Source organism: Pseudomonas cerasi (genome assembly GCF_027983475.1).
GTDB lineage: Bacteria > Pseudomonadota > Gammaproteobacteria > Pseudomonadales > Pseudomonadaceae > Aquipseudomonas > Aquipseudomonas cerasi.
Genome location: NZ_JAQJVM010000001.1, coordinates 249,426 through 263,960, shown reverse-complemented (window position 1 = coordinate 263,960; position 14,535 = coordinate 249,426). Strand labels below are relative to the sequence as shown.

Below are 14,535 nucleotides of genomic sequence, written 5' to 3'. Positions count from 1 at the left end.
AAGCCATATCTCATATTGTTCGCGTGCTGCGCGAGCCCTGTTCTCCTAGGAGTTTGTATGAGCGATTTGCGATTCACCGTTGACCATGAATGGCTGCGTGCCGAAACCGACGGCAGCGTGACGGTCGGCATTACGCCCTACGCGCAGGAATCGCTGGGCGATGTGGTCTTCGTGCAGCTCCCGGAATTACAGGCCTACACTCAACACGCTGAAGTGTCAGTGGTGGAATCAGTGAAAGCGGCCAGCAGCATCAACATGCCGCTGGACGGTGAAGTCGTCGAGGTCAATTCCGCCCTCGACGCCACACCGGAGCTGGTCAATGAAGATGCCCTCGGTGCGGGCTGGTTCTTCCGCTTCGTTCCACAAGATGCCAACGCCATTCACGGCCTGCTGGATCAGGACGCCTACGACCGCCTGATCAAAGCCAACGCCGAAGCCTGAGGAGCACGCCATGACTGACCGTATTGAACTGACCACTGCCAACGAATTCATCGCCCGTCACATTGGCCCCCGGGCGGCCGACGAGCAGGCCATGCTGCAAACACTGGGTTTCGATTCAATTGATGCGCTGAGCGAAAGCGTCATTCCGGAAAGCATCAAGGGCACCAGCGTTCTGAACCTGCCTGCCGGACAGAGCGAAGCCGATGCGCTGGCCTCCATCAAGGCCATCGCCAGCAAGAATCAGCTGTTCAAGACCTACATCGGCCAGGGTTACTACAACACCCACACGCCAGCACCGATCCTGCGCAACCTGCTGGAAAACCCGGCCTGGTACACCGCCTACACGCCCTATCAGCCAGAAATTTCCCAAGGCCGCCTGGAGTCACTGCTCAATTTCCAGACACTGATCAGCGACCTCACCGGCCTGCCGATTGCCAACGCCTCTCTGCTCGACGAAGCCACCGCGGCCGCCGAGGCAATGACCTTTTGCAAACGCTTGAGCAAAAACAAGGCTAGCCAACAGTTTTTCGCGTCCAGCCACTGCCACCCGCAGACCCTCGACGTGCTGCGTACCCGCGCCGAGCCGCTGGGCATCACCGTGGTCGTAGCCGACGAGCACGAGCTGGGCGATGTCAGCGATTACTTCGGCGCGCTGCTGCAATACCCGGCCAGCAATGGTGACGTATTCGATTACCGCGAGCTGGTCGAGCGCTTCCACGCGGCCAATGCACTGGTCGCCGTGGCTGCCGACCTGCTGGCCCTCACCCTGCTGACCCCGCCAGGCGAATTCGGCGCTGACGTGGCAATCGGGAGCGCGCAACGCTTCGGCGTGCCGCTGGGCTTCGGTGGCCCGCATGCGGCCTACTTCTCGACCCGCGATGCCTTCAAACGTGACATGCCCGGCCGTCTGGTCGGCGTGTCGGTAGATCGTCACGGCAAGCAGGCCCTGCGTCTGGCCATGCAGACCCGCGAACAGCATATTCGTCGCGAGAAGGCCACCAGCAACATCTGCACCGCGCAGGTGCTGCTGGCCAACATCGCCAGCATGTACGCGGTCTATCATGGTCCGCGCGGCCTGACACAGATCGCCAATCGCGTTCACCACCTGACCGCAATTCTGGCTGAAGGCCTGAGCAGCCTGGGCCTGAAGGCCGAGCAGGCATTTTTCTTCGACAGCCTGACCCTGCACACCGGCGGCAGAACCGCTGCACTGCATGCCGCCGCACGCGCCAGGCACATCAACCTGCGCGAAATCGATGACCAGCGTCTGGGTCTGTCGCTGGACGAAACCACCTCGCAGTCGGCCGTCGAAACCCTGTGGGCAATCTTCGCCAGCGAAGGCCAGAGCCTGCCGGACTTCGCCGCATTGGCAGACAGCGTGCAATCGCGTCTGCCGGCCGGGCTGTTGCGTCAGTCAGCGATCCTCAGCCACCCGGTGTTCAACCGCTATCACTCGGAAACCGAGCTGATGCGCTACCTGCGCAAACTGGCCGACAAGGACCTGGCGCTGGATCGCACCATGATTCCGCTGGGCTCGTGCACCATGAAGCTCAACGCTGCCAGCGAAATGATCCCGGTGACCTGGGCCGAGTTCGGCAACCTGCACCCGTTTGCTCCGGCCGAGCAAAGCGCCGGTTACCAGCAACTGACCGACGAACTGGAGGCCATGCTCTGTGCGGCCACCGGTTATGACGCGATCTCGCTGCAGCCGAACGCCGGTTCACAGGGTGAATACGCCGGACTGCTGGCGATTCGCGCCTATCACCAGAGCCGTGGCGATGAACATCGCGACATCTGCCTGATCCCGTCCTCGGCGCACGGTACCAACCCGGCGACTGCCAACATGGCGGGTATGCGCGTCGTAGTGACTGCTTGTGATGCACGCGGCAACGTCGACATCGAAGACCTGCGCGCCAAGGCCATTCAGCATCGTGACCAGCTTGCGGCAATCATGATCACTTACCCGTCGACCCACGGCGTGTTCGAAGAAGGCATTCGCGAAATCTGCGGCATCGTTCATGACAACGGTGGCCAGGTCTACATCGATGGCGCAAACATGAACGCCATGGTTGGTCTCTGCGCTCCAGGCAAGTTCGGCGGCGACGTGTCGCACCTCAACCTGCACAAGACGTTCTGCATCCCCCACGGCGGTGGCGGCCCGGGCGTTGGCCCGATCGGCGTCAAATCCCATCTCGCCCCGTTCATGCCCGGCCATGCACGCATGGAGCGCAAGGAAGGCGCGGTCTGCGCAGCACCGTTCGGCAGCGCCAGCATTCTGCCCATTACTTGGATGTACATCCGCATGATGGGCGGTGACGGCCTCAAACGCGCTTCGCAACTGGCGATTCTCAACGCCAACTACATCTCGCGCCGCCTGGAGGAGCATTACCCGGTGCTCTACACCGGCAGCAATGGTCTGGTCGCCCACGAGTGCATCCTAGACCTGCGCCCGATCAAGGACAGCAGCGGCATCAGCGTTGACGACGTGGCCAAGCGCCTGATCGATTTCGGCTTCCACGCCCCGACCATGTCGTTCCCGGTCGCCGGGACCTTGATGATCGAGCCGACCGAGAGTGAATCCAGAGAAGAACTGGACCGCTTCTGCGATGCCATGATCAAGATCCGCGAAGAAATCCGCGCAGTTGAAAACGGCACCCTGGACAAGGATGACAACCCGCTGAAAAACGCGCCGCATACCGCTGCGGAAATCGTCGGCCAGTGGAGCCATCCTTACAGCCGCGAACAGGCGGTGTACCCGGTCGATTCGTTGATCGAGAACAAGTACTGGCCTCCGGTCGGTCGTGTCGACAACGTCTTCGGCGACCGCAACCTGGTCTGCGCCTGCCCGTCCATCGAGAACTATCAGGAAGCGTGACAGCCCCCGCCCGGCATTGCCTGATCGCGCTGCGCGCACAGGCCGTGCCATTGGCACGGCCCGCTCAACAAGGAATCGAACATGTCCACAGAATCACTGCTGACCACTCCCCTGCACGCCCTGCACCGCGAACTCGGCGCGAAGATGGTGCCCTTCGCCGGTTACGACATGCCTGTTCAATACCCGGCTGGCGTCATGAAAGAGCACCTGCACACCCGCGCACAGGCCGGTCTGTTCGATGTCTCGCACATGGGCCAGGTTCGCCTCACCGGTACGGACGCGGCCAAGGCACTCGAAGCCCTGGTGCCGGTGGACATCATTGACCTGCCGGTCGGCATGCAGCGTTACGCGATGTTCACCGACGAGAACGGCGGCATTCTCGATGACCTGATGGTGGCCAATCTCGGCAACGACCAGTTGATGCTGGTGGTCAACGCGGCCTGCAAGGATCAGGATCTGGCGCACCTGTGCAAGCATCTGGCCGGGCATTGCAAGATCGAACCACTGTTCGAAGAACGCGCCCTGCTCGCGCTGCAAGGGCCGGCCGCGGTGACCGTACTGGCACGCCTCGCCCCGGAAGTTGCCAAAATGACCTTCATGCAGTTCACCAGCGTCACGCTGCTCGGCGTCAAATGCTATGTCAGTCGCTCGGGCTATACCGGTGAAGACGGCTATGAAATTTCAGTGCCTGCCGAACAGGCTGAAGCCTTGGCACGCCGCCTCCTGGATGAGCCGGAAGTGGCACCGATCGGTCTGGGCGCACGTGATTCGCTGCGACTGGAAGCCGGTCTGTGCCTGTACGGCCATGACATGGACACACACACCTCGCCGATCGAGGCCAGTCTGTTGTGGGCCATTTCCAAAGTGCGTCGCGCCGACGGTGCGCGTGCAGGCGGCTTTCCGGGCGCCGAGCGAATCTTTGCCCAGCAACAGAACGGCGTCAGCAAGAAGCGAGTCGGCCTGCTCCCCCAGGAGCGCACACCCGTGCGTGAAGGTACCGAGATCGTCGATGAACAGGGCGCTGTTATCGGTACCGTATGCAGCGGCGGTTTTGGGCCGTCGCTGACCGGGCCGCTGGCCATGGGTTATCTGCATAACGATTACACGGCGCTGAATACACCTGTCTGGGCAATGGTGCGCGGCAAGAGAGTCCCCATGCTCGTCGCAAAAATGCCTTTTGTTGCGCAACGTTACTTCCGCGGTTAAATAGCGGCGTCAAAAAAACAGCAACACTTCGGTGTTGCTGAAGCGCTGTTCCCCAGCAGTGTTTCGTCAGTATTTCGAACACGTGAACAGCCTGTCATATATGCAAAAAATGCACCTATAAAGTGCAAAATGTTATGACGGATCAATCACCGTGCACGCGGCGCAAACACTGCGCATACAAGGCCAAAACCCCGGAAACAGGGTGCCAAGCAAGGGGGTTGTATTTGTAACGGGACTTGGCGTAGAGTTTCCGAACTGTGTTTGCATGGGTCGCCGAATCTGGACCTGGGCAGTAGCTCTAGGTTTGCTACAACCCGTTCTACGTTTCTTACTTCCTGCAACCAGCCCCAGTGCTCTTTCATACGAAAGAGGCTGTAACCAATTCAAGTCAAGCGTCAAGGAAATAAGAAAATGGCTGAACGTCAGAGCGGTACCGTCAAGTGGTTCAACGACGAAAAAGGTTTTGGTTTTATCACTCCTGAGAGCGGGCCGGATCTGTTCGTACACTTCCGCGCCATTCAGGGTAACGGCTTCAAGAGCCTGAAAGAAGGTCAGAAAGTTACCTTCGTTGCGGTGCAGGGCCAGAAAGGCATGCAGGCTGACGAAGTTCAAGCCGAAGGCTGATAACGACGCACCCACGCAGATACAAGAAAGCCTCTGGCAGCGATGCCAGGGGCTTTTTTGCATGCGGGATTTGCAGGGCTCCGCAAGCGCCCATGAAAAAAGCCGACCCAAGGGTCGGCTTTTTTCAATAAGGCGGACGCATTACCCGGCGCGGCGTAACAGAAGTACCCCGGCCAGCGCACAGGCGGCGGCAGGCAGCAGCACTGCCAGCAAAGGCGGGAAGCCGAACAGCAAGCTCGATGGACCGAGCAGGTCCTGAATGATGCGGAAGGTAAAACCGACCACCACACCGGTGAACACCCGCTGCCCCAGCGTAACCGAACGCAGCGGGCCGAAGATGAACGAGATCGCCATCAGCACCAATGCGACGGTCACCGCCGGTTGCAGGACCTTGGTCCAGAATGCCAGCCAGTAGCGGCCATTGCTCAAGCCCTGATCAGCCAGGTAATGCGCGTAGCTCCAGAGGCCGCTGATGGACAGCGACTCGGGCGGCATGATCACCGTGCTCAGCAGTTGTGGGCTCAGCGCCACGTCCCAACGCTCGACCGGGGTGTTGATGACCTTGGTGCTGCCGTCATTGAAGTGCGTGGTGGTGACGTCCTTCAATTCCCAGTAATCGGTTTTGAAGTTGGCCTCTTTGGCAAAGCTGGAGGTCAGCATGTGGCGCTGATCGTCGAAACGATAACGTGTCACACCGAGCATCAGGCCATTTGGCTGTACCGTGTTGATGTGGATGAACTCATCGCCCTGGCGGTGCCACAGACCATGACGGGCGCTCTGCGCATCACCTGAGCCCTGCGCCAGCGAGCGCGCGGCCTGAGCCTGGTTCTCGGCATAGGGAGCGACGTATTCGCCGACCAGCACGCCCGCGATCATCAGCAGCAGCATAGGCTTCATGACCGCCCAGACGATGCGCCCGATGGACACGCCCGCCGCACGCATGATGGTCAGCTCGCTGCTGCTGGCCAGCGTACCCAGACCGATCAGGCAACCGATCAGGGCGGCCATCGGCAAGGTGTCGTAGACACGACGTGGCGCCGTCAGCATGACGTAGCTGAGGGCATCCGCCAGTGTGTAGGTGTCGCTGATATCGCCCATCTCGTCGATGAACGCGAACAGCGAGACCAGACCCAGAATGATGCCCAGAACCGCGAGAATCGCCAGCAGGACGCTTTTGCCAATGTATCGATCAAGCTTGACCACGAGTCACCTCCGTGACGCTGCGACGACTCGCCATCTTCAGACGCAGAGGCTCCCAATAGAACAGCAACAGTCCGATGGACAGGTAGATGGCATGCACCCACCACATCCCCAGACTGAGTGGCAGCTTGCCTTTCTCCAGCGAACTGCGCACCGAAATCAGAATGGCCAGGTACGACATATACAGCAGGATCGCCGGCAGCAGTTTCAGGTAACGGCCCTGACGCGGATTGACCCGTGACAGCGGAATGGCCATCAGTGTCACGATGAACACCGACAGCGGCAGCGAAATACGCCACTGCAACTCGGCCACGGAACGCGGTGCCGGGTTGCCGATCAGCTCGCTGGTCGGAATGGCTTCACGGTCGGTGATTTCTTCACTGATTTCCGGCTTGGGCAGCATCGCCCCGTAGGTGTCGTACTTGATCACGCGATAGTCGGCCGCCCCGGGATTGCCGTCATAGCGATAGCCGTTCTCGAGGATCAGGAAGCGACTGCCGTTGGGCCGTACCTCCTGGTGGCCCTTCTCCGCGACCAGCACGGTGATGCCGTTGTCCTTGCTCTTGTCGCTGGACATGCGCTTTTCAGAGATGAACACACCGGCCAGTTGCGAGCGGTCCTCCGACAGCTCCTTGGTGTAGGTGATACGCGTACCGTCGCGCAGCGCCTGAAAACGGCCCGGCACCAGCGTGTCGAACTCGGTCATGGCGTCCTGCTGATTGATCAGCAGCGAAAACTGCGTAGCGCCCTGCGGAGCCAGGCTGAAGCTCAGCCAGGCAACCAGCAGACCGACCAGCGTGGCCGGCCCCATGGTGATGGCCAGCAGACGCTGCTGACTCATGCCGGTGGCGGCCAGCACGGTCATCTCGCTTTCCAGGTACAGGCGTCCGTACGCCATGAGGATGCCGAGGAACAGGCCAAGGGGCAGAATGACCTGCAGAAAGCCCGGCAGGCGGAAGCCCATGATCAGGAACAGTACGCCCGGATCGAGTGCACCGGATGCGGCCTGCGCCAGGTACTTGATGAAGCGTCCGCTCATGATGAAGACCAGCAGTACGGCGCTGACCGCACTCAAGGTAAGCAGCACTTCTCGGGACAGATAACGGAAGACAATCAAACCAGACACTCCAGAGTTGTCAGGCTCAGGCAGCCAAACAGGGAAAATTTGTGAGCCACGGCAACCAGAGCTTCACGCCGAAAAAAGGCGTGGGCCTCAAAAAATATGCGGCATTATCCTGTGATTGTGTGTTTCTGTCACTGCGCACCGGGGATAGTTCGCACATAGACGCCAGACAGGCAGCTCTGCGGGGTTGTCAGCAGTCGTGCAGCGGGGTCAAACTGCAAGGCTTAGCGCAGGCATCGCCCCTGAAAACACTCAGGCCATGCCGCGTACGACATTTATATTGCGACTCTCATCGTCTATTCGGGGACCCCACATGGAATTGGTTGTTAAAAGCGTAAGCCCAGAAACCTTGAAAACCGCAACGCTGGTGGTCACCGTGGGTGAAAGCCGTGTACTGGCCGGTGCGGCCAGGACGGTGGATATCCTCAGCGGCGGAGCCATTTCGCTGATCCTCAAGCGCGGCGATCTGGCCGGCAAGGTCGGCCAGAGCCTGCTGTTGCACAATCTGCCCAACATCAAGGCCGAACGCGTGCTGCTGGTGGGTACGGGCAAGGAAGACGAGCTGTCGGACCGTCAGTTGAAAAAACTCGTCGGCGCAGCGCTCACCTGCCTCAAGGGCCTGGGCGGTACCGATGCAGCGATCGCGCTCGATGACCTGGCGGTGAAAAACCGCGACACCTATGGCATGGCTCGTCTGCTGGTCGAAGCCCTGGCCGACGGTGAATACGTCTTCGACCGCTTCAAGAGCCAGAAGGCCGAAGTTCGCGCCCTGAAGAAAATCACTCTGCTGACCGACAAGGTCAAGGCGGCCGATGTCGAACGCGCGTCGACTCACGCTCAGGCAATCGCCACCGGCATGGCACTGACCCGCGACCTCGGCAATCTGCCGCCGAACATCTGCCATCCGACCTACCTGGGCGAAGAAGCCAAGGCGCTGGGCAAGGCACACAAGAACCTGAAAGTGGAAGTCCACGACGAGAAGAAACTGGCCGACCTGGGCATGGGTTCTTTCCTCGCGGTAGCACAGGGCAGCGCCCAGCCGCCGCGCCTCATCGTCATGAACTATCAGGGTGCCAAAAAAGGCGACCAGCCGTTCGTGCTGGTCGGTAAAGGCATCACCTTCGATACCGGCGGCATCAGCATCAAGCCTGCCTCGGGCATGGACGAGATGAAGTTCGACATGTGCGGCGCTGCCAGCGTGTTCGGCACCCTGCGTGCGGTGCTCGAATTGAAGCTGCCGATCAATCTGGTGTGCATTCTGGCCTGTGCCGAAAACATGCCGAGCGGCACCGCGACACGTCCGGGCGACATCGTCACGACCATGAGCGGCCAGACCGTCGAAATCCTCAACACCGACGCCGAAGGCCGTCTGGTGCTGTGCGATGCACTGACCTACGCCGAGCGTTTCAAGCCGCAGGCGGTCATCGATATCGCAACCCTGACCGGCGCCTGCGTCGTTGCACTGGGCGGCCACACCTCCGGCCTGCTGGGCAATAACGACGCGCTGATCAATCAGTTGCTCGACGCGGGCAAACAGGCCGATGACCGTGCCTGGCAGTTGCCGTTGTTCGATGAGTACCAGGAGCAACTCGATAGCCCGTTCGCCGACATCGCCAACATCGGCGGCCCGAAAGGCGGCACCATCACCGCGGCCTGCTTTCTGTCGCGCTTCACCAAGGCCTACCACTGGGCTCACCTGGACATCGCCGGCACTGCATGGCTGAGCGGCGGCAAGGAAAAAGGCGCCACCGGGCGTCCGGTTCCGCTGCTGACCCAATACCTGCTCGACCGCGCCGGCGTATAAAAAGAGACCCTGGCGTATCGACTGCACAGTCGATACGCCTCCGGTTCTGGAACCCACATGACTCAAGTCGACTTCTACATCCTGCCCAGCGCCGATCCTGCGGCCCGCCTGGACTTTGCCTGCAAGCTGACGGAAAAGGCCTGGCGCCTGGGTCACAAGGTCTATCTGCATTGCAGCGATGCTGCGCAGCGTGAGGACCTCGATGCCCGGCTCTGGCGTTTCAGAGGTGAAGTGTTTCTACCCCATGGCGACGCCGAGAGCGATCACGATGCTGCCGTGGTACTGGGCCTGGGCGACGACTCGGGCGAACACAGTGACCTGCTGGTCAACCTCGACCTGAGCATTCCGGCCTTCTTCAAACGTTTCGCCCGCGTGGCCGAAGTCGTTGTCGAAGACCCCGCCATACGTCTTGCCGCACGCGAGAGTTTCCGTTCTTATCGCGAACAGGGCTATCCTCCGCAAGATCACCGACTGCAGCGCCTTTGAGGACACGATGGATACTTCAAAAAAAGCTGAATCCGCGCACTTGCTGAACGACCTCGAGTCGATCCGCCAACTGCTCGGCGATGACCCCGCACACTCCCCCGTGTCGAACGACACGGCTCGTCCCGAAGGCCAGATTCCCCTGTTGTTCGATGTCGTCGGCACTCGCCCCGACGCGGCGTATCAACAGGACTTCGACGAAGACGACATCCCGACACTGACACCTGATGCCCATACAGCGCCCGCCCCGCAGGTGCAGCAGACAGCCCAGCCGCAAGCGCAGCCCAACCCTGATGCACTGTTACATCTGGACAGCGAGTTGCGCGCAGCCGCGCAATTGATCATGCAGGACGTGATCGACGACTTCGCCCCGCATATCGAAAACGAAATCAAGCGTCGGCTGGAGGCAAGGCTGGAGCGGCTATTGGCGCAGCAGCAGAAGTGAAGTTTCTGGCTCGGGACCTGCACCTCGGGTAACTGACTGCGAGCGTATCAGAGCCGCCAGCCGACCCTCGGACCACTCGCCGCCTACTGACAGATCTGCCAGTTGTGGCCCGGCACTTATGGCTTGTCGCTGGCCGTCAGGTCTATACTTACCGGTTTCCGAATCAATGCCACAGGTTCCCGCCGCGCATGGACAAGACTTACCAGCCGCACGCCATCGAAACTTCCTGGTACCAGACCTGGGAGTCCGAGAACTACTTCGCTCCGCAAGGCGTGGGTGACTCGTACACCATCATGATCCCGCCGCCGAACGTCACCGGCAGCCTGCACATGGGCCACGGTTTCAATAACGCGATCATGGATGCACTGATCCGTTTCCGTCGCATGCAGGGCCGCAATACGCTGTGGCAACCGGGCACCGACCACGCCGGCATCGCCACGCAGATGCTGGTCGAGCGTCGTCTCGAAGCGCAAGGCGTAAGCCGTCATGAACTGGGCCGCGAGAAGTTTCTGGACAAGATCTGGGAATGGAAAGCCGAGTCCGGCGGTAACATCAGCCGTCAGATCCGCCGCCTGGGCTCGTCCGTCGACTGGAGCCGCGAGCGCTTCACCATGGACGACGGCCTGTCCGAAGCGGTGAAGGAAGCCTTCGTGCGCCTGCATGAAGACGGCCTGATCTACCGTGGCAAGCGCCTGGTCAACTGGGACACCAAGCTGCACACCGCCATTTCCGACCTCGAAGTGGAGAACCATGACGAGAAAGGTCATCTGTGGAACCTGCGTTATCCACTGGCTGACGGCGCAAAGACCGCCGAAGGTCTGGATTACCTGATCGTGGCCACCACTCGCCCGGAAACCATGCTCGGTGATGCCGCCGTCGCGGTGAACCCACAGGACGAGCGCTACAAGGCATTGATCGGCAAGTTCGTCGAACTGCCACTGGTAGGCCGCCGCATCCCGATCATCGCGGATGACTATTGCGACCCTGAATTCGGCACCGGCTGCGTGAAAATCACCCCGGCGCATGACTTCAACGACTATGAAGTCGGCAAACGCCACAACCTGCCGCTGCTGAACATTTTCGACAAGAATGCCAACGTATTGCCCGCCGCTCAGGTGTTCAACCTCGATGGCACGCTGAACGAAAGCGTCGACGGCAGCCTGCCTGCCGCCTACGCCGGGCTGGACCGCTTCGAAGCGCGCAAGCAGATCGTTGCTGCGTTCGACGCCGCCGGGTTGCTGGTCAGTGTCGATGATCACGCCCTTAAGGTGCCGAAAGGCGACCGTTCCGGCACCATCATCGAGCCGTGGCTGACCGATCAGTGGTACGTCTCCACCAAGCCATTGGCCGAGCCTGCGATTGCCGCTGTCGAAGACGGCCGCATCGCGTTCGTGCCCAAGCAGTACGAAAACATGTACTTCTCGTGGATGCGCGACATCCAGGACTGGTGCATCAGCCGCCAGCTCTGGTGGGGCCACCGCATTCCGGCCTGGTACGACGAATCCGGCAAGGTTTACGTCGGCCGCGACGAAGCCGAGGTCCGGGCGAAAAACAACCTGGGGCCGGAAATCGCGCTGCAGCAGGACAACGACGTACTGGACACCTGGTTCAGCTCGGGCCTGTGGACCTTCTCCACGCTCGGCTGGCCGGAAAAGACCAAGGCACTGGAGACCTTCCACTCCACCGACGTACTGGTCACTGGCTTCGACATCATTTTCTTCTGGGTCGCCCGGATGATCATGCTCACCATGCACCTGGTGAAGAACGAGGACGGTACGCCGCAAGTCCCGTTCAAGACCGTCTATGTGCATGGTCTGGTGCGCGACGGTCAGGGCCAGAAGATGTCCAAGTCCAAGGGCAACGTGCTTGACCCGCTGGACATCGTCGACGGTATCGACCTCGAAACGCTGGTAGAGAAACGCACCAGTGGTTTGATGCAGCCGCAACTGGCGAAAAAGATCGAGAAGCAGACCCGTCAGGAATTCGCCGAAGGCATCGCCAGCTACGGCACCGACGCCCTGCGCTTTACCTTCTGCTCGCTGGCGTCCACCGGTCGCGACATCAAGTTCGACATGGGCCGCGTCGAAGGCTACCGCAACTTCTGCAACAAGATCTGGAACGCAGCGCGCTACGTACTGGACAAGGGCGAGGACTGCGGCCAGAACGGCGAAGCGGTCGAACTGTCGCTGGCTGATCGCTGGATCATCTCGCAGTTGCAACGCACCGAAGCCGAAGTGACCCGCCAACTGGATCAGTTCCGCTTCGACCTCGCTGCCCAGGCATTGTACGAGTTCATCTGGAACCAGTATTGCGACTGGTATCTGGAGCTGTCCAAGCCCGTACTGTGGGACGAAACAGCGCCGGTCGAGCGTCAGCGCGGCACACGCCGCACGCTGGTCCGCGTTCTGGAAGTCGCGCTGCGTCTTGCGCACCCGTTCATGCCGTTCATCACCGAAGAAATCTGGCAGCGCCTCGCGCCGCTGGCCGGTGCGCAAGGCAAGACCATCATGCTGCAACCCTGGCCGGTGGCCAACGAAGCACGCATCGATCAGGCGGCCGAAGACGACATCGAATGGCTCAAGGGCCTGATGCTCGCCGTGCGTAACATCCGTGGCGAGATGAACATCGGTCCGGGCAAGCCGCTGCAACTGTTCCTCAAGAACGTCAGCGCCGAAGATCAGCGTCGTTTGAGCGAAAACGATTACCTGCTCAAGAAGCTCGCCAAGCTCGAATCCATGACCGTGCTGACCGAAGGCGCAGAAGCACCGCTGTCCGCCACCGCGCTGGTCGGTGACATGGAAGTACTGGTGCCGATGGCCGGGCTGATCGATAAAGGGGCCGAACTGGCGCGCCTGGACAAGGAAATCCAGCGTCTGCAAGGCGAAGTGCAACGCGTCGGCGGCAAGCTGTCCAACGCCTCCTTCGTCGACAAGGCACCGCCTGAAGTCATCGCCAAGGAACGCGCCAAGCTGACCGAAGCCGAACAGGCACTGGGCAAGCTGGCCGAGCAACACGCACGCATCGCCAGCCTGTAAGGTGGCCAGAAAAGCCAGCCCGATTATGGGCTGGCTTTTTGTTATCTGAACTTCTGTACTGACTTATTCGCGAGCAAGGCCTGTCACGCCGAAGGCGACACGTCGCTTGCTCGCGAATAAGCCAGGCAACTCAACCTCACGGCTGACAATCGAATCCATGACCGATACCCGCAAACCACCGCGCAAGAAGCCTCAGCGGCCAGCCAAACCTGCTGCGCCGCGTGAAAAGGCCACCTTGCACCCGCGCAATCGGCATCAGGGCCAGTACGACTTTGCGAAGCTGATTAAATCCAGCCCCGAACTGGCAGCCTTCGTGATCCTCAATCCTTACGGCAAGGAAAGCATCGACTTCGCCAATCCGCAGGCGGTACGGGTGTTCAACCGCGCGCTGCTCAAAGCGTTCTATGGCATTGCCCATTGGGACATTCCGGCCGATTACCTGTGCCCGCCGATTCCGGGGCGCGCGGACTATCTGCACTTCCTCGCCGACTTGCTGGCTGAAGACCATGAAGGCGTGATACCCCGCGGTGCATCCATCAAGGCGCTGGACATCGGCACCGGCGCCAATTGTATCTACCCGCTGCTGGGGCACAGCGACTATGGCTGGCAGTTCGTGGGTTCGGACATCGACAGCACGGCCATCGCGGCGGCTACCACGATCATCAAAGCCAATGGCCTCAGCAAGGCCATCAGCGTGCGCCAGCAGGGCAATCGCAAGCAAATCCTGCTCGGGTTGCTCGACAGCAGCGAACGCTTCCACGTGAGCCTCTGCAACCCTCCCTTCCATGCTTCGCTGGAAGAAGCGCAGCGTGGCAGCCAACGAAAATGGCGCGCACTGGGCAAGGCGGATCCCAAGCGCAAGCTGCCGGTTCTCAACTTCGGCGGGCAATCTCAGGAGTTGTGGTGCGAAGGCGGCGAGATTGGCTTCGTGACCCAATTGATCCAGGAAAGCGCCACATTGCCGGGCCAGGTGGTGTGGTTCAGCACCCTGGTGTCCAAGGCATCCAACCTGCCGCCGATCCAGAGCGCCCTGAAAAAAGCCGGCGCGCTTGAAGTAAAGGTAGTCGAGATGGGCCAGGGCCAGAAACAAAGCCGCTTCGTGGCCTGGACCTTCCTTGACAAGGCACAACGCACACCCCACTGATAAGGCTATCGTGCCGCATCGACGATCGTGCGACGCCACGTCGGCAGGCCTTAATCTCGACTATCGTGCGACGCCGCGTCGGCAGGCCTTAATCTCGATTATCGTGCGACGCTCCGCGTCGCATGCCGTTCTGGACGCTCTGCGTCCTCTCTTGA

General features: G+C 60.7%; 11 protein-coding genes. 9 read left to right on the top strand and 2 right to left on the bottom strand.

Annotation, left to right across the window (positions count from 1 at the left end):
* Positions 1 to 57 precede the first annotated feature (57 nt).
* The 4 genes from gcvH (at position 58) to PI739_RS01195 (ending at position 5,146) form a co-directional block, all read left to right on the top strand.
* Positions 58 to 441, top strand: a complete 384-nt coding sequence (gene gcvH / locus PI739_RS01210; RefSeq protein ID WP_044309187.1) for a glycine cleavage system protein GcvH — start codon at positions 58 to 60, stop codon at positions 439 to 441.
* A 10-nt stretch (positions 442 to 451) separates the two neighbouring features.
* Entirely contained in the window at positions 452 to 3,316 is a 2,865-nt protein-coding gene (gene gcvP, locus PI739_RS01205) for an aminomethyl-transferring glycine dehydrogenase (protein ID WP_044309188.1), read from the top strand.
* An 81-nt stretch (positions 3,317 to 3,397) separates the two neighbouring features.
* Complete coding sequence (gene gcvT, locus PI739_RS01200) at positions 3,398 to 4,522, top strand: glycine cleavage system aminomethyltransferase GcvT (RefSeq protein WP_054080683.1); 1,125 nt, start codon at positions 3,398 to 3,400, stop codon at positions 4,520 to 4,522.
* Positions 4,523 to 4,933: 411 nt separating this feature from the next.
* Positions 4,934 to 5,146 (top strand): cold-shock protein, encoded by a 213-nt coding sequence (locus PI739_RS01195; RefSeq protein ID WP_003365337.1) that lies wholly within the window; start codon positions 4,934 to 4,936, stop codon positions 5,144 to 5,146.
* A 141-nt stretch (positions 5,147 to 5,287) separates the two neighbouring features.
* Here the strand turns inward: PI739_RS01195 and lptG are convergent, their stop codons facing one another.
* Both lptG and lptF read right to left on the bottom strand, forming a co-directional pair.
* On the bottom strand, positions 5,288 to 6,349 hold the full coding sequence (lptG, locus tag PI739_RS01190; protein ID WP_003433604.1) for an LPS export ABC transporter permease LptG: 1,062 nt from the start codon (positions 6,347 to 6,349) through the stop codon (positions 5,288 to 5,290).
* Positions 6,336 to 7,463 carry an LPS export ABC transporter permease LptF gene (gene lptF / locus PI739_RS01185; protein WP_003316899.1) on the bottom strand — a complete coding sequence of 376 codons (1,128 nt, stop codon included), beginning with the start codon at positions 7,461 to 7,463 and terminating at the stop codon, positions 6,336 to 6,338. Before lptF ends, lptG begins: the two co-directional genes overlap by 14 nt.
* Positions 7,464 to 7,782: 319 nt before the next feature.
* Between lptF and PI739_RS01180 the strand changes: the two genes are divergently transcribed.
* The 5 genes from PI739_RS01180 (at position 7,783) to rlmF (ending at position 14,380) form a co-directional block, all read left to right on the top strand.
* Positions 7,783 to 9,273, top strand: coding sequence for a leucyl aminopeptidase (locus PI739_RS01180; RefSeq protein ID WP_003365340.1), 1,491 nt, complete (start codon positions 7,783 to 7,785; stop codon positions 9,271 to 9,273).
* Positions 9,274 to 9,330: 57 nt separating this feature from the next.
* Positions 9,331 to 9,759: a DNA polymerase III subunit chi gene (locus tag PI739_RS01175; protein WP_002552284.1), complete on the top strand. Its 429-nt coding sequence runs from the start codon at positions 9,331 to 9,333 to the stop codon at positions 9,757 to 9,759.
* A 7-nt stretch (positions 9,760 to 9,766) separates the two neighbouring features.
* On the top strand, positions 9,767 to 10,201 hold the full coding sequence (locus tag PI739_RS01170) for a hypothetical protein (protein WP_054080682.1): 435 nt from the start codon (positions 9,767 to 9,769) through the stop codon (positions 10,199 to 10,201).
* Between the two features lie 188 nt (positions 10,202 to 10,389).
* On the top strand, positions 10,390 to 13,236 hold the full coding sequence (locus tag PI739_RS01165; RefSeq protein WP_054080681.1) for a valine--tRNA ligase: 2,847 nt from the start codon (positions 10,390 to 10,392) through the stop codon (positions 13,234 to 13,236).
* 157 nt (positions 13,237 to 13,393) lie between these two features.
* On the top strand, positions 13,394 to 14,380 hold the full coding sequence (rlmF, locus tag PI739_RS01160) for a 23S rRNA (adenine(1618)-N(6))-methyltransferase RlmF (RefSeq protein ID WP_054080680.1): 987 nt from the start codon (positions 13,394 to 13,396) through the stop codon (positions 14,378 to 14,380).
* The last annotated feature ends 155 nt before the right edge of the window (positions 14,381 to 14,535 follow it).